At 70.8% G+C, this 20742-nt stretch carries 18 protein-coding genes and 2 CRISPR repeat arrays; of the genes, 5 read left to right on the top strand and 13 right to left on the bottom strand.

All coding sequences use genetic code 11. The features are described from left to right. The 3 genes from AB0J21_RS10860 to AB0J21_RS10850 all read right to left on the bottom strand — a co-directional run. On the bottom strand, positions 1-204 hold a 204-nt coding region (locus tag AB0J21_RS10860; RefSeq protein WP_363145525.1), incomplete at its 3' end, for a DUF397 domain-containing protein. Positions 205-276: 72 nt separating this feature from the next. Further along, entirely contained in the window at positions 277-498 is a 222-nt protein-coding gene (locus AB0J21_RS10855; RefSeq protein WP_363145524.1) for a DUF397 domain-containing protein, read from the bottom strand. Then, on the bottom strand, positions 498-1349 hold the full coding sequence (locus AB0J21_RS10850) for a helix-turn-helix transcriptional regulator (protein ID WP_363145523.1): 852 nt from the start codon (positions 1347-1349) through the stop codon (positions 498-500). Before AB0J21_RS10850 ends, AB0J21_RS10855 begins: the two co-directional genes overlap by 1 nt. Before the next feature lie 205 nt (positions 1350-1554). On the opposite strand from AB0J21_RS10850, the gene AB0J21_RS10845 reads away from it, so the two are divergent. The 3 genes from AB0J21_RS10845 to AB0J21_RS10835 all read left to right on the top strand — a co-directional run bounded on the left by AB0J21_RS10845 (position 1555) and on the right by AB0J21_RS10835 (position 5798). Continuing rightward, entirely contained in the window at positions 1555-1986 is a 432-nt protein-coding gene (locus AB0J21_RS10845) for an ATP-binding protein (protein WP_363145522.1), read from the top strand. A 71-nt stretch (positions 1987-2057) separates the two neighbouring features. Next, entirely contained in the window at positions 2058-2336 is a 279-nt protein-coding gene (locus AB0J21_RS10840) for a hypothetical protein (protein WP_363145521.1), read from the top strand. A 221-nt stretch (positions 2337-2557) separates the two neighbouring features. Next, positions 2558-3259: a CRISPR direct-repeat array (repeat unit 29 nt; unit sequence GGGACCATCCCCGCACGCGCGGGGAGCAG). 706 nt (positions 3260-3965) lie between these two features. After that, on the top strand, positions 3966-5798 hold the full coding sequence (locus AB0J21_RS10835; protein ID WP_363145520.1) for an ABC transporter ATP-binding protein: 1833 nt from the start codon (positions 3966-3968) through the stop codon (positions 5796-5798). Between the two features lie 95 nt (positions 5799-5893). Beyond that, positions 5894-6958: a CRISPR direct-repeat array (repeat unit 29 nt; unit sequence GGGACCATCCCCGCACGCGCGGGGAGCAG). Between the two features lie 168 nt (positions 6959-7126). Here the strand turns inward: AB0J21_RS10835 and AB0J21_RS10830 are convergent. The 5 genes from AB0J21_RS10830 to AB0J21_RS10810 all read right to left on the bottom strand — a co-directional run bounded on the left by AB0J21_RS10830 (position 7127) and on the right by AB0J21_RS10810 (position 11909). Continuing rightward, a complete protein-coding gene (locus AB0J21_RS10830; RefSeq protein WP_363145519.1) occupies positions 7127-7831 on the bottom strand; it encodes an SDR family oxidoreductase in 705 nt (234 codons plus the stop codon). A gap of 185 nt (positions 7832-8016) precedes the next feature. Further along, entirely contained in the window at positions 8017-9180 is a 1164-nt protein-coding gene (locus AB0J21_RS10825; RefSeq protein WP_363145518.1) for a Cmx/CmrA family chloramphenicol efflux MFS transporter, read from the bottom strand. Between the two features lie 665 nt (positions 9181-9845). Further along, complete coding sequence (locus AB0J21_RS10820) at positions 9846-10586, bottom strand: DUF5063 domain-containing protein (protein ID WP_363145517.1); 741 nt, start codon at positions 10584-10586, stop codon at positions 9846-9848. Then, positions 10579-11178 (bottom strand): recombination mediator RecR, encoded by a 600-nt coding sequence (gene recR, locus AB0J21_RS10815; protein ID WP_363145516.1) that lies wholly within the window; start codon positions 11176-11178, stop codon positions 10579-10581. Before recR ends, AB0J21_RS10820 begins: the two co-directional genes overlap by 8 nt. A 386-nt stretch (positions 11179-11564) precedes the next feature. Further along, positions 11565-11909, bottom strand: coding sequence for a YbaB/EbfC family nucleoid-associated protein (locus AB0J21_RS10810; protein ID WP_363145515.1), 345 nt, complete (start codon positions 11907-11909; stop codon positions 11565-11567). A 691-nt stretch (positions 11910-12600) separates the two neighbouring features. On the opposite strand from AB0J21_RS10810, the gene AB0J21_RS10805 reads away from it, so the two are divergent. Beyond that, on the top strand, positions 12601-13341 hold the full coding sequence (locus tag AB0J21_RS10805; RefSeq protein WP_363145745.1) for an SLATT domain-containing protein: 741 nt from the start codon (positions 12601-12603) through the stop codon (positions 13339-13341). A gap of 88 nt (positions 13342-13429) precedes the next feature. Here AB0J21_RS10805 and AB0J21_RS10800 read toward each other — a convergent pair whose 3' ends face one another. The 3 genes from AB0J21_RS10800 to AB0J21_RS10790 all read right to left on the bottom strand — a co-directional run bounded on the left by AB0J21_RS10800 (position 13430) and on the right by AB0J21_RS10790 (position 16765). After that, positions 13430-14080: a hypothetical protein gene (locus tag AB0J21_RS10800; protein ID WP_363145514.1), complete on the bottom strand. Its 651-nt coding sequence runs from the start codon at positions 14078-14080 to the stop codon at positions 13430-13432. A gap of 320 nt (positions 14081-14400) precedes the next feature. Further along, on the bottom strand, positions 14401-15117 hold the full coding sequence (locus AB0J21_RS10795) for a GntR family transcriptional regulator (protein ID WP_363145513.1): 717 nt from the start codon (positions 15115-15117) through the stop codon (positions 14401-14403). A 283-nt stretch (positions 15118-15400) separates the two neighbouring features. Then, the gene (locus AB0J21_RS10790; RefSeq protein ID WP_363145512.1) at positions 15401-16765 is read right to left on the bottom strand and encodes an aspartate aminotransferase family protein; all 1365 of its coding nucleotides are present in this window, start codon (positions 16763-16765) and stop codon (positions 15401-15403) included. 519 nt (positions 16766-17284) lie between these two features. On the opposite strand from AB0J21_RS10790, the gene AB0J21_RS10785 reads away from it, so the two are divergent. Then, a complete protein-coding gene (locus tag AB0J21_RS10785; protein ID WP_363145511.1) occupies positions 17285-18877 on the top strand; it encodes a substrate-binding domain-containing protein in 1593 nt (530 codons plus the stop codon). A 30-nt stretch (positions 18878-18907) separates the two neighbouring features. On the opposite strand, the gene AB0J21_RS10780 is transcribed toward AB0J21_RS10785, so the two are convergent. Then, complete coding sequence (locus tag AB0J21_RS10780; RefSeq protein ID WP_363145510.1) at positions 18908-19939, bottom strand: hypothetical protein; 1032 nt, start codon at positions 19937-19939, stop codon at positions 18908-18910. Beyond that, positions 19927-20568, bottom strand: a complete 642-nt coding sequence (locus AB0J21_RS10775; protein WP_363145509.1) for a hypothetical protein — start codon at positions 20566-20568, stop codon at positions 19927-19929. Before AB0J21_RS10775 ends, AB0J21_RS10780 begins: the two co-directional genes overlap by 13 nt. Positions 20569-20742 lie beyond the last annotated feature (174 nt).

The following is a 20742-nucleotide window of genomic DNA, read 5'->3' as shown; positions in this document are numbered from 1 at the left end:
CCCACCGAGAAAACCCTGCCAACTGTCCGCGCTGAACAACAGCATCCCGCGCGCCCGGTCCTTGGTGTCACGAACCGCCTGACGACCGGAGGGGAGGGCGGCGTGCTCGACACAGTCGTTCGCGTTACCGCTGTGGGTGCTCTTGTGCCAGGCGGCGTCCACCAGAGCTTGCGACTCGCGGCGGCCATCGTGCGAAGGATTCACGTTCAGAACTCCTTGATCCCGCTCGCCAACGTGCTTCTGAGAGACGGAACACGACGGTTGGGCCATCGCCCCTCACCTACCGCCGAGCCCCCCACCGAGAAAACCCTGCCAACTGTCCGCGCTGAACAACAGCATCCCGCGCGCCCGGTCCTTGGTGTCACGAACCGCCTGACGACCGGAGGGGAGAGAGGCGTGCTCGACGCAGTTATTCGCGTTACCGCTGCGCGAACTTTTGCGCCAGCTCACACCCTCCAGTTCACTCTCCGACCAGTCGGGGGTGGCGCGCTGGATCATTATCCACGTTCCTTGATGAGGTCGCGCATGTAGCGCTGGGAAGCCGACGGAGACATCGCGGCGGCCGTGAGTTCATCCCAGAACCCTGCGTAGACCTGAACTTGAGACCGCTGCTCCAGCAACGTACCACCGGTGAGGTGCTCCAACCAGGCGATATCGACCGGAGGATCGCCTCGCTGACTGAGGATGCTGTACGGCACGTGCTGATCCATGGGCAGTGCGGCATCCAGAGGCAGAACTTGGATCGTGACGTTGGACTTCTTCCCAACATCGATCAGGTGGCTCAACTGCTCCCGCACGACGTCCGCCCCACCCGCAATCCGATGCAGGGCCGGCGCGTCGATAACCGTCCGGAACCGGAACCCGTTCACATCCTCCAGCAGCTCCTGCCGCTTCAGTCGGGTGTCCACCAAGTGGTCGACCATCTCTGGACGCTCATTGGTCGAGAAGATCTCCCGCATGTACGACTCGGTCTGAAGCACGCCGGGGATGAGGTCCGACTCGTAGTTGCGGACGAGTTCGGAGTCGACCTCCAAGGTCAGGTAGTCCCGGAGCGAGTCGTCCAGGATCGGACCGTCCCCGGTCCACCAGTCGACCTTGTGGATCTGCTTGGCGAGGCGCCGGAGATTGTTCCGGTGCTGTTCGTCCTCCAGCTTGACGAGGTTGAAGAACGTCGTGAGGTCGAGCGGCCGTATGCCGCGCTTGCCGTTCTCGATCTGACTGATCTTGGGCTGACCGCATTCCAGCGCATCGGCCACTTGCTGGACCTTGAGTCCCGCTTCGAGCCGGAGCCTGCGCAGTTCGCCCCCGAGCCTGCGACTTCGCATGGTGGGCATGTCGTCCTGAGCCATGCCCACATGATGGCGGCGCCAGTCACAGCGACACAAGCTTTCCTCGCCAAGTCACCCTTTCGAGCTACTAATACCCCGGAATAACTTGCCAGCGCGAAGCGCGACGGGCACTCTCTTCCTCACGGCGACGACGCGGGTCGGATGCGCGAGGCCGTGAACACCCATGCCTTCCGCCTGCGTTGGAGGAGCCGTGTTACGTACGCCGATGAGCACCCCGAACCGCTTTCACCTGCGGGTACACGCACTCCCGGAGGAGTTCGCGAAGGTGCGCCGGGCCGCGCTGGACTGGCTGGAGCCGCGCTGCGAGCCGACCATGGCGACCGAAGTGGTCCTGTGTCTGGGCGAGTTCATGGCCAACGTGGGCCGCCACGCGCCGAGCCCCGAGTGCCTGGTCGAACTGACCGAACTGACCGGCGCCGAGGACGAGGACCCGGCCCTGCTCCTCGTCCTCAGCGACCGCAGCACCACCCGGCCGCGCCTGAAGGAACCGGACTGGCGTGCGGAGTGCGGCAGGGGCCTGGTGCTGGTGAACGGACTCGCCTCGGCGTGGGGCAGTGAACTGCGCCCGAACGGCGAGGAATGGGCCAAGGACGTGTGGGCCGCCTTCCGAAAGGCGGCCCCACCGTGCCGGATGTGAAGCCAACCCGTACGTACTGGTGTCACCTGGACCAACCCGGAGGACCGGCCGGCCGACCACCCGAGGACCTGATGGCCCTCACGGCGTCGGAGGCGATCGACTGGATGCGCGAGGGCGTACGCGGAGTCGTCACGGACCTCGACCGCACGGAGTTCCACCGGGCCTGGTCCTGGCTCGGCAACCACCGTGACATGCACGGGATTTGCCGCAGCCTGCGAGCGGGATCGCCGTACACCCTCACGGTCACGACGGAAACCCGCACATGGAACTGGACGGTCCACCCCGTCCACCCGCTCCCGACCCTGGACCTGGGCCACAAGCCCCTGTGCATCCCGTGGACCCGGGACTGACCAACCACCAACCCCCTTCCCAGAAAGGCCAATCCCTCATGCCCGAAACCCTGGAACCCCCGCCCCCACCCTGCCCGGTCTGCATAACCCTGGACACAGCGGAACGCGAGGCCAAGCAAACCTACGACTGGAGCCGCCAAACAGACATCCGCGTCTTACGCCGCAGACACGCCCCCCGCTGCCCCACCCCGAGAGACCAGGCCAAGTAGGCCCACCGAGCAAGCCCAGGCCCCGCACGCGCGGGGAGCAGACGGTCTCGGTCGTCACGTCGTCGTCCTTGATGGGACCATCCCCGCACGCGCGGGGAGCAGAGCATCCAAGTGACGCTGATGTCGGTGGTGCCGGGACCATCCCCGCACGCGCGGGGAGCAGTGGTCATCTCGACGAACTTGCGGTCCAGCTCAGCGGGACCATCCCCGCACGCGCGGGGAGCAGCCCTTGGCCTTGGAGTCCTTGTCCTTGGTCAGGGGACCATCCCCGCACGCGCGGGGAGCAGACACGTTGCCGCAAGGTGGGCAACGGCGAGATGGGACCATCCCCGCACGCGCGGGGAGCAGCGGTACGAGGCACGCAGCGCGATGACCAAGGCGGGACCATCCCCGCACGCGCGGGGAGCAGGACTGGGTCAGCTCCGCGACGGACTGCCCGTCGGGACCATCCCCGCACGCGCGGGGAGCAGGCCAGGCCCTGGCTGGGCTGGCCCATGAGCGCGGGACCATCCCCGCACGCGCGGGGAGCAGTCGTAGAGGCTGATCAAGAGCTGTCCGTGCTCGGGACCATCCCCGCACGCGCGGGGAGCAGACATAGTTGTCTCCCGACAATGGTGGTTCTTAGGGACCATCCCCGCACGCGCGGGGAGCAGATGACGATGGGCCGAGCACGGCCCCGGACGTCGGGACCATCCCCGCACGCGCGGGGAGCAGCTTGCTGACCTGCGGGTTTACCCCGCCAAGGGGCCGGTTTCTGCAACTATCCGGGAAACGGACTTTTGCCGCATTCCACCTCCAGGTGCCTTCAGGCCAGGTCATTCGATGCTCGCAGGGGTCTACCCGGCCCCAACCACCCCCAAGCCGGGCGAGAGGAACAGCTCCGACACCGCTCCCCACCATCAGCAGCGTAGCGGTGTGGTTTTCACCTCCGTCCAGCCGCTCCAAGGCCATCGGCAGCGAGCGGGCCCCGCAGCCCGATCAGCCAGTCACCGACGCACACGGAGAACGGGAACCCCGGACGGCCGGAAAGACTCGCCCCGCTTCGACGCGAGCCCCCTCCACCTCCCCAACAACAAAGTGGGCGCGAGCCAGGCGCACAAGGCAGAAGACGCTCCCCGTACGCGGTGTCCGGGACGGGGCGAAGTCCACGTGCCCGTCCAGGCAGGCGACCAGAGTGCTCGGCTCGAAACATCCGCATCACCACCCTGTCCCGCTCCCCACTCGTTCGGGCGGCGCAGGCCATCACCTCGTTGACCCGTAGAAGCGTGAACTGTCGCTATACGTGGCGCACTTCGTAATGCGGTTGAAGCCGTACGTCGGCCTCCCCGCCAATGTGACGGTGACTTCCACCGTTGCGGCCCCCGGCACCGTCCCGGCCGCGTCCGCCGTTCCCCCGCCCGGTCCCGGGGCGCCGCCCGTCATGCGTTTGTCGGAAGACGGGCACACCGGCGCCACCACGCGTATCGGCACGAGAGCCATCGCCACCCGGCTTCCCGCCGCCCTGCGGCGCGCCTGGCTGCTGAGCCGACAGGCCGATCCCCGGGCCACTTTCGCCCTCGCCGTCTGCGCCCTGAGTTGCGCGCTCCTCACCGCCGGCGCCTTGCGCGCCACCTCCGCCCTCCTGGCGGCCCTCCTTGCCCCGGGGACCGCCTCGCACCGCCTGGACCAGGCCCTGCCCGCTCTGGTGACCGTGACCGTGACGGTCTGCGGGAGCTACCTGGCCGACGCCGCCACCCGCTTCTACGCGAACCGGCTCGCCCCGCAGGTCCACCGGGAAGCCGACCTCGCCGTCATCACCGCGGCCACCACCGCGGAGCTGAGCGCCTTCGAGGACTCGGCCTTCGAGGACGGCCGGTTCGCCGCCACGCAAGGCGCCGAGAAGATGCCCGAGCTGGTCGGGGGCGCCCAGAGCCTGATCTCCGCGTGCGCCCAGTTCCTTGCCGCCTCGGCCGTCGTCGCCACCCTTGATGCGGCGCTCCTGCCCCTGCTGCTCCTGGCCGTACTCCCCCGCGTGTGGGGAACCGTGCGCGCCGCCCGGCTCGACCACGAGGCCGCGCACCGCAACGTCGCCGACACCCGGCTGCGCAGGGTCCTGGCCCAGTACACCACCGACCGTGGAACCGCCGCCGAACTGCGCTCGGGCACCATGGGCGGCTTCCTGCTGGAGCAGTACCGCATCATCTCCGGCCGTCTGGAGACCGAACAGATCACCGCCTCCCGCCGTGCCGCCCTCACCCAGGGCGCGGGCGACTTCCTCGCCGCGCTCGCCACGGCCGTCGTCTGGGCGGGCATCCTCTACCTGGCGCTCACCGGGCGAATGGACGTCGCGACCGCCGCCACCACCGTCCTCGTGGTGCGTACCGCCAACGCCTCCCTGTCCGGCGGCGTCCGCGCCTCGGCCCGCCTGTTCTCCACCAGCCTCTACGTCAACGACTGGGCGCACTTCCTCGATCACGCCGACGCCTGGGCCATGCGACGCGGCACCACCACGGCCCCGGCCGGCGGACCGCAGGTGATCCGGGCCCGTGAGCTGACCTTCACCTATCCGGGCAAGACGTCCCCGGCGGTCGACCGCGTCAGCCTCGACGTGAAACGGGGCCAAGTCGTCGCACTCGTAGGGGAGAACGGCTCCGGCAAGACCACCCTGGCCAAGCTACTGACCGGCCTGTACCTGCCCGCCTCCGGCTCCGTCACCTGGGACGGGCAGCACCTGGCGGACCTCAGCCCCGAAACGGTCTGGCGGAACACCGCGATGGTTCCGCAGGACTACACCCGCTGGCCGCTCGCGGCACGGGAGAACATCACACTGGGCCAGCCCCGCCCCGAGGGCGACCACACGGTGCGCGCGGCGGCCGAACTCGCCGGTGCCGACTCGGTACTCACGCAGCTCCCCGACGGCCTCGACACCTCCCTCGCCCGCTCCTGGTGGGGCGGCCACGACCTCTCCGGCGGACAGTGGCAGCGCATCGCGATCGCCCGCGCCTTCCACCGTGACGCCCCGGTCCTGATCCTCGACGAGCCGACCGCCGCCCTCGACGCCCGCGCCGAACACCAGATCTTCCAGCGCCTCCGCCAGCTCTCCGAAGGACGGGCCGCACTCTTCATCACCCACCGCCTGGCCAACGCCCGCCTCGCGGACACGATCGTCGTCCTGCGGAACGGCTCCGTTGCGGAGACTGGGACGTACAGCGAACTCCTGCACCTCGGCGGCTTGTTCGCCGAACTTCATCGCTTGCAGGAAGGCGGGGGGTGAGCGGCGCGACCGCACCCGTCCCCGAGTAACTTCCGCGAGCAACGGCCGCCCGGCCCGGGAACAGTCGAGCAGGATCTTGCCTGCTTGTAGGGGCTCGGGCCATCCCCGCAGACACGGGAGCAGGCCTACCTGCACCAGCGTCACGACGACCTGGAGGGTCCATCCCCGCACGCGCGGGGAGCAGCGGCAGCCCGACCTCAACCCGGACAAGTGGACGGGACCATCCCCGCACGCGCGGGGAGCAGCTGGCGGCGGCACTGGCTTTCCCTCCGGCCCCGGGACCATCCCCGCACGCGCGGGGAGCAGCAGGTCGTCGCGATCCATCTCCCTTGCCAGCCGGGACCATCCCCGCACGCGCGGGCAGCAGTTGACGCTCCCAGCCACGGCGAAGAGGGGCACGGGACCATCCCCGCACGCGCGGGGAGCAGCGGGCCCCGGCAGGGACGCCGTCCCGTTCGAGGGGACCATCCCCGCACGCGCGGGGAGCAGACGTGCGAGTGTCTCTCGGTCCGGTCTCTGCCGGGACCATCCCCGCACGCGCGGGGAGCAGTCGATCTGTGGCCACCGGTATGGGTGCCCTGAGGGACCATCCCCGCACGCGCGGGGAGCAGATCGCGGGCCCGACGTGGGGGAACGGCGGCTGGGGACCATCCCCGCACGCGCGGGGAGCAGAAACGGCGTTCGGAACGGTAGTAAACGGCATCGGGACCATCCCCGCACGCGCGGGGAGCAGTGGTCGGCAGCGCTGACCGAACGTGGCAATCGGGGACCATCCCCGCACGCGCGGGGAGCAGCCACCCGGGAACGTCCACGTCGACCCAGCCGGGGGACCATCCCCGCACGCGCGGGGAGCAGCTCGGCGAGGACCGCAACGACTACAACCTGGAGGGACCATCCCCGCACGCGCGGGGAGCAGCGCGTTGGAACGGATCTTCTCGGCGTCGCCGAGGGACCATCCCCGCACGCGCGGGGAGCAGACGTCGCGAACGTCGCGCGCACGTCATCCCAGGGGACCATCCCCGCACGCGCGGGGAGCAGCCGCCGCCGCCGGCACCGCACTCCTGGCACGCGGGACCATCCCCGCACGCGCGGGGAGCAGCTCCTCGACGCCTCCCGCGACCTCGACACGACGGGACCATCCCCGCACGCGCGGGGAGCAGTCTTGGTGACCTGCGGTTTTACCTCGGCTCGGGACCGGTTTTTGCAACTTTCGAAGAAACGGACCTTTGCCGCATTACACCTCCGGGCGGTATCGGATCGACGTCATTCCACGCATACACCGGCCTGGCGGCAGGAGGCCGGGCAGCAGGGGCGGGAGGGCCGACGCGTTAATTCGGCTGTCCCACCGGCCGCAGCGTGACCGTGTTGATGTCGACTCCCCTGGGTTGCTCCAGGACCCACTGCACCGTGCGGGCGACGTCTTCCGGGCTGAGCACCGGGCCGGGTGGGGTGCCGCCCCTGCCGTCCCAGAACGGGGTGTCGACCTTGCCGGGGGCGATGAGGCTTACCCCGACTCCGGACTCGGTGACCAGCATCCGTACGTTCTCCGCCAAGGCGTGCACCGCCCACTTCGTGACCGAGTAGAAGTTGCCCGGCGTGTTCTTGACGCCGGCCACCGAGCCGATCAGGACGATCCGGCCGCCCGACTCCTTCAGCTCCTCCAGTGACTCCCGGACGAGGAGCGTCGGGCCCATGACGTTGGTGAGCAGCATCGTCCGCATCGCCTCGGGGTCGCCGGTGGTCACCGTGTCGTGCGTGGAGAACCCGGCGTTGGCCACGACGTGGTCGATCTTCCCGAAGTGCTCCACGGTCGTCTCGACGGCGCGCGCGACATGTTCCGGATCGGACGCGTCCCCGGCCACCGTCACCAACCCCCATGGATCACCGAGTGACTTGACCAGCGCCGACAGCCGCCCGGCGTCCCGCCCGGTGGTGACGACACGGTGTCCCCGTTCGAGGAGCCCCTGTACCGTCGCGGCTCCGATCCCCGTGGAACCGCCCGTCAGCAGGGTGACGGGCTTGGTGGTGGCCATGCTTCTCCTCCTGGCGTGATTCCGGGGGCCTCGGCAGAGGCACGCCACGCCCCGCCGAGAGCCCACGTCCCAGAAAACCCTAACTTGCCCTCGCGTAACGGGGTTTCGATGAGTTCGCAGGCTCCGCACACCCGTTCATGCGACGCCTGAGCCCTCCGCGAGGAACCAGCATCTGACGCCGCCGGTCAGGCGATCACCGCGCGGAGCGGGAGGGCTACGACTAGCAGGGCGGCCACGAGGACCAGTCCGCCGCTCGTCCACAGCGGGCCCAGCGCTCCGGCCGCGCCGCCGAGTGTCGTCGCGGCGAGGAGCGGTCCGGCGGTGGCACCGACGTTGAGGGCCGACGTCGCGTAGGCGCCGGCCATGGTGGGCGCCGCTGCCGACTCGTAGAGGACACGCGCGATCAAGGTGCTGCCCACCGCGAACGACAGCGCGCCCTGCACGAAGACGAGCGTGAGCAGGACGACCGGCCGTTCGGCCAGGAGCGCCAGGGCGAACCAGCCGACGAGCAGGGCGGGTCCGGCAGTCGCCACGACCTGGCCGGGGCGTTGGTCGGACAGCCGTCCTGCGAGGGTGACACCGACGAAGGAACCCGCACCGAAGAGCATGAGCGCGACCGGGACCCACCGACTGTCGAGCCCCGCGCTGTCCGTCACGACCGGGGCGAGGAAGGTGAAGCTGCCGAAGGTCGCGGCGTTCACCAGGGCGGCGAGCAGCATGACTTGGAGCAGCCGGGGCTTTCCGAGCTGGGCGAGTTCCGGTCCCAGATCAGCGGCGGCGCCGTCCCCGTCCTCGGCGTGTTCCGGCCGCGCGGGCAGTCCCACGAGGACGCCGACGGCTGCGGGCAGGCAGAGAGCCGCGACGGCCCAGAACGTGGCCCGCCAGCCGAGCAACGCGCCGAGGACCGAACCGCCCGGCACCCCGGCGATCGTGGCCACCGTCGTGCCGGACAGCAGTACGGCGAGCGCGCGGCCCTTCTTGTCGGACGGCACCAGCGTGGCGGCGGTGGTCAGGGCTACGGCGAGGAAGCCCGCGTTCGCGAGCGCGGCGACGACCCGGGTGGCGAACAGGAGCGCGAAGTTCGTGACGACGGCGCCCACGGCGTGGGACGCCGCGAACGCGAGGACGAACCCCAGGAGGGCAGTCCTACGAGGCCAGTTGCGGGCGAGCGCGGCCACGAGTGGCGCACCGACGATCATCCCGAGCGCGAAGGCCGGGGTGAGCGTACCGGCCGTCGCGACGCTCACGTCGAGGGAGGCGGCGAGGTCCGGCAGAAGACCGGCGAGCATGAACTCGGAGGTACCCATGGCGAAGACCGCCAGGGCAAGGAGGTACAGCGGAAAAGGCATCGAGTGATCCCGGGGTGAGGAGAGGCGAGAGGAGACGTCTCGTCACCGCGGCCAGCCCCACGGGCACCCGCGTCCGGCCGCAGAACACGGCGGGACGACTGGACTACGAACTCAGCGGCACAGGGGGCTGACGGCGTGACCGAAAGCCCCCGACTCGTCTGACTCGGGGCTCGACATGACTCGCACGTTACCGGGTCGGGCCGTCGACGCGTACGCCAATACGGCGCCCGTACTGGTGCGGATGCCGGCTTGGCCGGGAACGGTGCTACCCCTGCGCGTACTTAGGTGGACGAGGCCACCCAAGTACGCGCAGGGAGCACAGCGGCCCCGGCGGCAGCACGATGACGGGCCTGGGGCCAACCCCGCGCGCGGGGAGCACTGACGGAGATCTACCCCAACTGGACCCCCCGGGGGGGGCCATCCCCGCACGCGCGGGGAGCACTGCAGGACGTTGTCGGCGTACCAGCCCGCGTGGGGGCCATCCCCGCACGCGCGGGGAGCACCTCAGCGCACCGCGTCCCGTGCCTCGCAGGGCGGGGCCATCCCCGCCCACGCGGGGAGCACTCTCCCAGACCTGCGGTTTTCCCCGGGCAACAGGCCAGTTTCCGCAACTTTCGCAGAAAAGGACTATTGCCGCATTCCACGCCCACCCCGGCCCCGTGAGGTTACTTCCCCGCCCCCGACCGCGCCCCCGGTTCCCCGTCCGGCGTGGTGGTCGTGCCCAGGCCCAGGGGGCCCAGGATCTCCGCTGCCATGACGCGGCCCGCTTCCTCCGCGAGGTCGTCCTCCGCGACGAGGTCCTGGTCGGTGTCGAGGCCGTCCAGGGGGGTGAGGGGCTGGTCCAGGCGGACGTGGGTGACGAGGGACTGGAGGGCGCGCAGGGAGGCCGAGGCCATCGGGCCCCAGTTGGTGAAGTAGGAGAACTGCCACCACCACAGGGCCTCCGAGGTGCGGCCCGCGCGGTAGTGGGCCATGCCGTGGCGCAGGTCGGTGACGACGCCGGAGAGGTCGTCCGAGAGGCGGTGGGCGACCGGGGCCTGGCGCGGCTCGTACGGGTCGAAGACCTCGGAGAAGACGTCGACCGGGTCCAGCAGCGTGGCCAGGCCCTCCCGCAGGGTGTCGAAGTCCGGTTCGGCGCCGAGGTCCGGTTCGTAGCGCTCGTCCGGCAGGATGTCCTCGTACGCGCCGAGCCGGCCGCCCGCCAGGAGCAGCTGGGAGACCTCCAGCAGGAGGTACGGGACGGCGCTGTCGGGGTCGTCGCCCTTCGCGATCTCGGTGACCGCGACGATGAAGCTCTCGACCTGGTCGGCGATCTGGACGGCGAAGTCGGAGGGGCCCTCGGCCCCGTCGTGGCGCAGTGTCGCTTCGGTCGCGTCGCTCGCGCCCGGCACGTCGGACTCAGACATCGAGAAGTCGTCTCCCTTCGAAGGCCCGGCCAAGGGTGACCTCGTCCGCGTACTCAAGGTCACCTCCGACCGGCAGTCCGCTGGCCAGGCGGGTGACCTTGAGGCCCATGGGCTTGATCATGCGGGCGAGGTACGTCGCCGTCGCCTCGCCCTCCAGGTTCGGGTCGGTCGCGAGGATCAGCTCGGTCACCGTGCCGTCGGCCAGGCGCGCGAGCAGTTCCCTGATCCGCAGATCGTCGGGGCCGACGCCCTCGATCGGGCTGATCGCCCCGCCGAGCACGTGGTACTTGCCCCGGAACTCCCGGGTCCGCTCGATCGCGACGACGTCCTTCGGCTCCTCCACGACACAGATCACCGTGGGGTCGCGGCGCTGGTCGCGGCAGATGCCGCACCGCTCCTCCTGGGCCACGTTCCCGCACACCGCGCAGAAACGGACCTTCGCCTTGACCTCCATCAGGGCGTTCGCGAGCCGCCGTACGTCCGTCGGCTCGGTCTGGAGGATGTGGAAGGCGATCCGCTGCGCGCTCTTCGGACCGACGCCGGGGAGCCTTCCCAGTTCGTCGATGAGGTCCTGGACCACGCCTTCGTACAACGGATCAGTCGCCTTTCCTGACCGCCGGCCCCGGGGGCGGGGACGGCGGGATGTCTTCGGTCTTCAACGTTCAGTGCTCAGTGTTCAGTGTTCAGCACTCATCAGTGCTCGGTGTTTCAAGTGCGGTGTTCGGTGCTCGGTGTTCCAGGACGTTCGGCCTTCGGTCCTCGGTCCTCGGTCCTCGGGCCTCGGTCCTCGGGTTCACGGTAGGGGGAGCGGCTGTCCCGGGGAAGGGGCGACGGCCCGGGGCCCGCCGCTCTCCCACAAGCTTCGCGAAGACTCCGCACACCCCCGGCCGAGAACCGCACGCTCCCCCGAGATCCCCGAGACGGGCCGGAGAGGCCGGGCGGGGCCGAGGGGGACCGGGCGGACTGGACAGGAAGAGGTCAGAACGGCAGGCCCGGGAGGCCGCCGCCTCCGCCGAGGCCCTGCGCGAGCGGGCCCAGCTTCTCCTGCTGGAGCTGCTGCGCGTTCTCGTTGGCGGCCTGGACCGCCGCGACGACCAGGTCGGCCAGGGTCTCGGTGTCCTCCGGGTCGACCGCCTTCGGGTCGATCACGAGGGAACGCAGCTCGCCCGAGCCGTTCACCGTCGCCCTGACGAGGCCGCCGCCCGCCTGGCCGTCGACCTCCGTCGCCGCCAGCTCCTCCTGGGCCTGGGCAAGGTCCTGCTGCATCTTCTGGGCCTGCTGAAGCAGCTGCTGCATGTTGGGCTGGCCACCACCGGGGATCACGATCAGCTCCTGGCTCTTCGCTCTTCGACACCGCCGGACTGCTCTCCGGACGGCTACGGGTCACAGTGTCTTCGTCGTCTTCGTCTTGCGTCTTGCGTCTTGCGTCTTACGTCTTCGTCTTGCCTCTTCGCAGTACTGCTGAGGGCCCTGGGCGCTGGCCGGGCACCGCTGTGGGCACACGGCTGCGGGTCCTGCTCGGGTGGCTTCACCATTCCACCCGCATCGAGCGTACGTGAGCCGGGTACCCGCTGCCCCGGCACTCTTTCGAGTGATGCCGGACACGGTCCTATACCTGATCACACCCCTCGTCCGGGCGGAAAGTGCGCGAAACCGGGCCCGCCCCCACCCATTGGGCGGTAGGAAGGTGCCTTCCACCGGAGCGGCGCGCGACGGCCTGACCGCGTACGTCGTCACGGAAGGGACGCGACCCGCGCTCCGGGGCGCGAGCGGGACGCGTACGGGAGTGGCGCACGGAACCCGTACCGGACCCGTACCGGCGCTCACGGACCGCTCACGGGCGCGTACGGGGGAGGCGCGCGACTGTGCGTAAATGGGCGATCCGCAAGGTCGCGATCCGTGCGGGCGCGGAGGCCGCGGGATGCGCGGTCGCGCCGAGAAGCGGGTCACCGAGACGCGCGGTCGCCGAGATGCAGAGGCAGGCAGAGGGAGTGGACGGGTGAGTCAGCCGGACATGCAGCCCGGGGGTCCTCCCCAGGACCCCCGCGAGGAGCGGCCGGGACCCGGTGAGCCCGAGGAGGCCCGGCCGGACCTGACCGGTCGCCCGTTCCCGCTCGGCGACTGGGGCGAACCGGCCGAGCGGCTGGACGAGCTGTACCAGTGGGTGGAGGCCGGGGCGCTGCGTACCGCGCAGTGGTACCTGTCCGACCGGTTCTGGAAGCGCCGCGCGGCCCGCGTCCTGCGGGCCGGTGCCGCCACGGGCGTCGTGGCGGGCGCCGCGCTGCCGATACTGGATCTCGCGGGGCGGCTGGAGGGGACCGCGCAGTGGGGGTACCTCTCGCTGCTCGTCGCGGGCGCCTGCGTGGCCTGCGACCGCTACCTCGGGCTGACCTCGGGCTGGATGCGGGACGTGGCGACCGCGCAGGCCGTGCAGCGGCGCCTGCAGACCCTCCAGTTCGACTGGGCGTCCGAGAGCGTCCGGGAGGTGCTCGGCCCGGCCGAGGGCACCGCGAGCGAGGCCACCGAGCGGTGCCTGACGGTGCTGCGGCGCTTCACCGAGGACATCACCGAACTCGTCCGGTCCGAGACCGCCGACTGGATGGTGGAGTTCCACTCCGGACCGGCCCCGCTCGCCGCCCAGTCGGCCCCCGCGGCGGGCGGCCACCGCGCCGAGATTCCCGTGCAGGGACGTTTCTCGATGCCGTCGGGCGCCCGGCCCAACATGCCGAGGCAGCGGCCCCCCGAGGCCCGGTGAGGGGCCCCGGGGGGCGTGGCGGCCGCCCGTACTCCCGGCGGCCGCCCGCCCCCTCAGCTCACCTCAACTCCGCTCAGCCCAGGCCGGCTCAGCTGAACACGATCATCGAGCCCTGGGCCATGCTCCTGGTGGCCGCCGTGTGCAGGCCGAGCCACACGTGCCGCTCCCTGGCGAAGGGGCCGTCGTCCTGGACCACCGGGGCGGCCCGTTCCTCCAGCCCGGTCGGTCCGGCGGGCGGGGCGGGCGCGGCCGGCGGGTTGGCGGGGTCGATGCCGAGGACGGGCGCGACGAGTTCCAGCTCCCGCAGCAGCCCGTGCGAGGAACCCAGCGGGCCGCCCCCTTCGAGGAGTTCGTCGTTGGCCAGCGGTACGGGGAAGTCGAGCGGGACGTAGGCGCCCGCGTGGTCGTAGTGCCACACGAGGTGCGACTGCTGCGCGGTCGGCTCGAACATCTCCAGCAACTGCTCGTAGTCCCCGCCCAGTTCGTCCACCGGGCTCACTTCGAGTCCGCACAGCTTCAGCAGGTAGGCCCGGCGCAGGAAGTGCAGGGCGTCGTAGTCGAAGCCCGCGACGGGCGCGACGTCCCCGGACAGCCCCGGCATGTAGGCGTAGACCGGCACGGGCGGCAGTCCGGCGGCCCCGAGGGCCTGGTCGTAGGTGGCGATTTCCTCGGCGAAGGGGTTGTCGGGGCTGTGGCACAGCACGTCGACCAAGGGGACCAACCACAGGTCACAGGCCAAGAGGGCGTCTCCTCAAGCGTCTCGGCGTTTCAGTGTTCGGAGCGTTCGCAGTGTCGCGCAGCTCCACGGACGGAGCGGCGCGCACGTCTTCACGTTCGGGTCGCTCGGCGTTACGGACGGGGTAGGACGTTGCGGGCGGGATCGGCGTTACGGATGGGTTCGCCGTTCCGGTGTCACGCGTCCCGGCGGTGCGGAACAGCGTAGTGCGGGCGCCCGGACTGGCGTAGATCCCGGCCGGTGACGGTTCGGACGCGGTACGCCCCCAGGGCCCCCGGGACCTCTACGACATCAGCGACATCAGCGACATCAGCGACAAGGGATCAGAACCTCCCGCCGCAGCGCGCCGCCGGTCCCTCGCCGCCGCCCGCGAGGTGTTCGATGAGCCGCAGGGAGTCCCGGTTGTACGCCGTGACGAGGGCCTGCGCGGCCTGCGGGTCGCCGCTCAGCATGACGTCGACCAGTTCGCCGTGGCCCGTCCACAGCAGTCCGCGCAGTTCGGGCTGGCGGCGCAGGAAGGGGACGGCCCCGACCCAGGACTGCACGCGCAGCCGGTGCAGGAAGTCCGACAGGTACGGGTTGCCGAAGACCGCGCTCAGCTCGCGCCAGAACCGCAGGTCGTAGCCGATCAGTACGTTGAGGTCGCCGGCCGCCGCCGCGCGCTGGGCCTCCTCGCCGCGCCGCCGGATGGAGACGAGGGCGCCGGGCGTGGAGCGCAGCAGGTCCTCGGTGGCGATCCCGCCGAACACGGCGTCGGAGACGAGGCAGCGGGCCTCGATCATGTTGCGGAAGTCGTCGAGCGAGAAGGTGTGGACGCGGAAACCGCGGTGCTGCACCGAGTCCAGCAGCCCCTGCGCCGAGAGGTCGACCAGCGCCTCACGCACGGGCGTCGCGGACACCCCGTACTGCTCGGCTATCTCCTTGACGGTGAACTCCTGGCCGGGGGCCAGCCGGCCCGCGAGGACCTCGTCGCGCAGGGCGTCCGCGATCTGCTGCCGCAGGGTGCTGCGGGTGACAGCGCTGCTGTCGGTACCGCGCATCGTCGGTATGCCTCCCTGGGCCGCGTTCGCGGTCGCCGTCGCCGTCCGTCCTCGTCCGTCCGTTCCTCGTCGGAGCAGGAGCGGGAGCACGACACCTTACGCGCCCGCTCCGCGCCCCGAGCAATTCACATGGTAACGATTGAGGTCAGGGCCCCGAGAAGGAGCCCTGACCTCAGCGTACGGCACACACCTGACGGTCCGTCGGGAGCGGACCGGCCCGATCCCCGGAACCGGTCCGCCCGGAGCGCCCGAGACAGCGAGGCCGTCCGCGAGGGGCAGCGCCTCAGACAGTGAAGCCGTCCGCGACGGTGAGCGCCTCGTCCAGGGCGGCGAGGCCCTCCTTCGCCTCCGCCTCACTGATGTTGAGCGCCGGCACGACGTGCGTGCGGTTCATGTTCACGAAGGGCCACAGGCCGTTCTTCTTCGCGGCGGCGGCGAAGGCGTTCATGGGCGCCGCGGCCTCCCCGCTCGCGTTGTACGGGGTGAGCGGTTCGCGCGTCGCCGGGTCCCGGACGAGTTCCAGCGCCCAGAACATGCCGAGGCCGCGCACCTCGCCGACGCTCGGGTGCCGTCCGGCGATCTCCCGCAGCCGGGGGCCGATCAGCTCCTCGCCGAGCCGGGCGGCGTGCTCCACGACGCCCTCCTCCTCCATCGCGTTGATCGTGGCGACGGCGGCGGCGCAGGCGAGCGGGTGCCCGGAGTACGTGAGCCCGCCCGGGTAGGGGCGGCGCGCGAAGGTCTCGGCGATCGCGCCGTTGATCGCGACCCCGCCGAGCGGCACGTAACCGGAGTTGACGCCCTTCGCGAAGGTCATCAGGTCCGGTACGACGTCGAAGTGCTCGGCCGCGAACCACTTGCCGGTCCGCCCGAAGCCGGCCATCACCTCGTCCAGGACGAAGACGATGCCGTGGCGGTCGCACAGCTCCCGGACGCCCTGGAGGTAGCCGGGCGGCGGCACCATGATCCCGGCCGTGCCGGGGACGGTCTCCAGCACGATCGCGGCGATCGTCTGCGGACCCTCGTACGCGATCGTGTCCTCCAGGTGCGTGAGGGCGCGCTCGCACTCCTGCTGCTCGTTCTCGGCGTAGAACGCGCTGCGGTACAGGAACGGCGCCCAGAAGTGCACGACCCCGGCCGCACCGGTGTCGGAGGCCCAACGGCGCGGGTCACCCGTGAGGTTGATCGCGGCGGAGGTCGAGCCGTGGTACGAGCGGTAGGCGCTGAGGACCTTGGCGCGGCCGGTGTGCACGCGGGCCATGCGGACGGCGTTCTCGACCGCCTCCGCGCCCCCGTTGGTGAAGAAGATCTTGTCGAGGTCGCCGGGGGTGCGCTCCGCGACGAGCCGGGCGGCCTCCGAACGGGACTCGATCGCGAAGGCGGGCGCGAAGGTCGTGAGCTTCCCGGCCTGCTCCTGGATCGCGGCGACCACCTTCGGGTGCTGGTACCCGATGTTGGTGAAGACGAGGCCGCTGGTGAAGTCGAGGTAGCTGTTGCCTTCGTAGTCCCAGAAGTACGAGCCCTCGGCGCCGGCGACGGCGAGCGGATCGATCAGTTCCTGGGCGGACCAGGAGTGGAACACGTGCGCGCGGTCGGCGGCCTTGACGGCGGCACCGAGCTGGGGGTTCGGCTGAGGAAGCTGAGGGGTCATGCCGTCCAGGCTAGGAGACGCCCCCGGTGTCCGACATGGGCGTTCCGTCAGCGGGCCGGGGCGGGGGGACGACAGAGTGTCGGGGACGACAGAGTGTCGGGGACGACGGGCGATGGGCGACCGGGGCGCCCCCGCGCCCCCGCGCCGCCCGGTGTCCGCTGACCACCGTCCGCCGTCCCGCCCGCCGTCACCGGGAGTACTTCGTGAGCTGTGCGGGCGGGGCCCGGTAGAGGTGCCTGCCGGGTGCTCCCGGGCCGGGCGACGCGAGCGGTACGCGTACGAGGTGGAAGGACGCGGCCACGTACCCGTCCCCTTTCCGGAGGGTGGACGGACAGCGGACGGTGGCCGTGAGCGAGAGCGGACCGGCGGGCGGACGGACGGACCGGCGGACCGGCGGACGGACCGGCGGGCGGGCGGACCGGCGGAACCGAACATTCCCCCCGCCCGCGCGGAACGGCACGCGAACACTCCCCGGCCACTCCCCCACCGGCCGCCACCACCCCCTCCCCCCGCCGTACGGTGACCGCACCCCCACGCGTCGAGGCCCAGCCGAGGGAGTACGCGGTCGTGGAATGGCTCAGCGCGGAGAACGTCGTCGCGGTGCTCACCGCCGTACTCGGTGTCATCGCCTCGGTCGTGCTGCTCTGGTACGAGAGACGCGTGCCGCGCCGCCGGCACATCGGCTACCGCGTGCAGGTGGACATGCCGATACGCGCGCGGGACGCGGGCCGCGAGCAGGGCCGGGTCCCGGCGACGCTCGGCCTGTTCGACGGCTTCGGCGACGACGCGCCCGCCGGCCCCGGTACCAGCCTGGTGCTGCTGCGCGTGGAGAACGACGGCTCCCAGTCCATCGACGCCAGCCACTACACGGGCCACGAACTGCACGGACTGACCGCCGAGTTCACCGGCCGGACGGTACGCGGACTGGACGTGACGCAGCGCCCCGGCTCGGAACACCTGCTCGCGCACTTCGCGCCGAGCGGCGGTCTGTCCTACTCGGGCAGCGTCCTCGACATCCCCCGGGTGCCGCTGAACCGGGGCGAGTACTACAAGCTCCTGGTGCTGCTGGACGGCGGCGAGGTGGGCGGCGAGGTGAAGGTGAGCGGCGGCCTGCTGGAGGGCCGGGTCACCCCGAACCGGGCGCTGTCCCCCGACGAGACCCCGCCGCTGCTGTCCCGCGCGGCCCGCGTCAGCATCGCCGTGCTGACCGCCTTCGTCCTGACCCTGGCGACCCTCATCCTCCTGCCCAACGACGTACCGCCGCGCGGCTGCGCGACCGGCACGCTCACCCTGACCGGCTCGACGGCCTTCCGCCCGGTCGCCGAGGAACTGGGCCAGAAGTACGAGGCGGAGTGCCCCGGTTCGCGGATCAGGGTGGAGACGCGGGGCAGCACGGAGGGCATCAAGCGGCTCACGGAGACCGGGGGCGCGGACACGTCAGGCTCCCCCTCGGTGATCGCCTTCTCGGACGGCGCGAAACCGGCGGGCTACCCCCGGCTCCAGGGCCACCGCGTCGCCGTCTCGGTGTTCTCCCTCGTCGTCAACGACTCGGTGCCGCTGAAGGACCTGAGCAGCGAACGGATCAAGAACCTGTACTTCGGCCGGACCACGAACTGGAGCAAGGTCGACGGCCCGGACCTCCCCGTGGTGCTCGTGAGCCGCGACGCGAGTTCAGGCACCAGGCGAGTGCTGGAGGACCGCGTCCTGCACGGCCGGGAGAAGGCCGTATCGGCGAGCGTGTGCGGCGTCAAGGACAACCCGCACGTCAAGATCAACCGCTGCGAGGAGGAGGACACCCGGCACGTCCTCGACGTCGTCGCGCGAACGGAGGGCGCCCTCGGCTACGCCGACCTCGGCACCGACCAGCACCTGCCCGCCGGCCTCCACCCGCTCTCCATCGACGGCCACCGCCCCTCCGCCGACGACCTGACCGCCAGCCGCTACCCCTTCCGCGAGATCGAGTACGCCTACACCTACGGCAACCCGCCCAGCAGCTCCCTGGTCGCCGACTTCCTCACCTTCATGATCCACGGCGCGGGCCAGGAGATTGTCCGCACCCGCGGCCATCTCCCGTGCTACACCCCGGAGGGACTGAAACTGTGCGGGGGATGAGGGCGCTCGCCGCACCGCCCCGGTGTGGTGTCACCGGTTGACGGCCTGGACTTCGCGTACGACGACGTCCTGGGCGGCGCCGAATTCTCCGTCGGGCAGGTTCTGTGGCTGGGCGATGCCGGTGCCGGTCCAGTGGATCTTCCAGGTGAGGGTGGCGCGCAGGGGGTAGCTCCCGCCGTGGGAGGAGCGCAGGTAGGTGACGCCGCAGGGTGGGGTGCGGTCGGCTTTCCCCGGTGCGTAGGGCTCGCCGATGTGCCCGTCGGTGATCGGGCAGATTCCGGAGGCGGGGAGGCTGCGGGCGTCGTCGGTGCCGGGTTCGATGCGCAGCGACACAGGCTCGGCGACGGTCGTGGCCTGGATCCCCAGGCGGGGCACGGAGGCGGTGACGGCCACGGGTTCGAAGCGGGCGCCGTCCAGCCAGGCCCAGGTCGGCAGGTTGACCTTCGACTCGGCGGCCGGGGCGAGTTCCACGGTGGTGGAAGGCACCCGGATCTCCGCGTAGGCGAGCTGGGCGAGGACTTCGGGCGTCACGGCCTGGGGCGCGTCGGCGGGCGGCGGGTCTCCCGTGTCGACCCAGAAGATCGGCTTGTCGCAGGACAGCGCGTCCGGGTCGCCTTCGCGTCCCGGCGTCACGAACGAGTCCCAGAAGAACCCGTCCCCGGCCTTGGCCTTGTTGAAGTCCTTGTACTCCCCGCCCTCGACATACCGTTTACGCTGCGTCGCGTCCCACTCCGGGCTGGTGGAGTCCACCGCCCAGATCGGCTCCAGATACTTCTGCAACTCGTCGGGCGTGTACTTCGGCGCGTAATAGCAGGCGGGCGGCTCCCACTCGGACGCGGCAGCCACCGGCCCGGCCCCCTGCCCACGCCCGTTACGCGAGCGGTCGATGACGACACCCGCGCCGGCGGCGGTCGCGGACAGCTTGCCGGAGTCGTCGGCGGTGCCGGAGACGTGCTCGTCGCCCTTGTCATCGCCGAGTACCGCCGACGCCTGCGTCGGGCAGAGAAGGATCAGTGCTGCCGCACATCCGGCCCACGCCCAGCTTCTCCTCACGGCTGGCACAGGTCGCTCCCCGCATCGGATACGAGCTTCTCCGTGACCCATACGCCCTTGTCGTTGAGCCGGAGCCGGGCGTTGTAGAGGACGTAGCCGTCCTTGGTGGCCGGAGTCACCTTCGTCTTCCCGGTCTTGACGTTCTTGCGGTACGCCTTGCTCTGGTCCTCGCAGTACGTGAACCCAGCGGTGTGGTCGTCGTTGATCTGCACGTTCGGCTTGGAGTACCGCATGACTCCGGTGGTCCGGTCGTGCGTGTCGACGAAACGCTGTACATACGCCTGAGCGCCGGCCGCCGACTCCCCGGCCGTGTAGAAGCGGAAAGCCGGATCGTCCGGGTCCTGCCGGGCAATGGCCATGTCCACGGCTTGGAGGTACTGACGCGTGTCCGCCATCACCGCGTCCTTCTTCGCATCCCCCGTCTTGGGCCACTCGAAGGTGTAAGTCAGGTCCGCGGGCAGCTCGATCTTCGGCCGCCCCGGAGCGGCCGAGGCGCTGGGACTGGGGCTGGCGGACGGGGAACTCCCGCCGGAGGTGTCGGCCCCGGCGACCGGCTTGTCGGCCTTGTCGTCAGACGCGTCGTCACCACCCCCGCACGCGGTGAGCGAGAAAGCGGCGACGGCACACAACGCGGTCACGGTCAGCAGAGGACGACGGCGGCGATTCACGGACGCACAACTCCCGGTGGGGCGAGACAAGACGGAACAAGGCACAGACCGCCCACGCTACCGACGGTACGGAATCAGCGCCACGAAACAGCCGATCGGTGCCGAGCCCGCCACCGACGTGAGGCCCACACGGTCACCGCTGTT

It is taken from the genome of Streptomyces sp. NPDC049954 (assembly GCF_040656295.1).
In the GTDB taxonomy this organism is placed as follows: Bacteria; Actinomycetota; Actinomycetes; order Streptomycetales; family Streptomycetaceae; genus Streptomyces.
The sequence above is the reverse complement of the archived record's forward strand: the minus strand, read 5'-3'. Positions and strand labels throughout refer to the sequence as shown.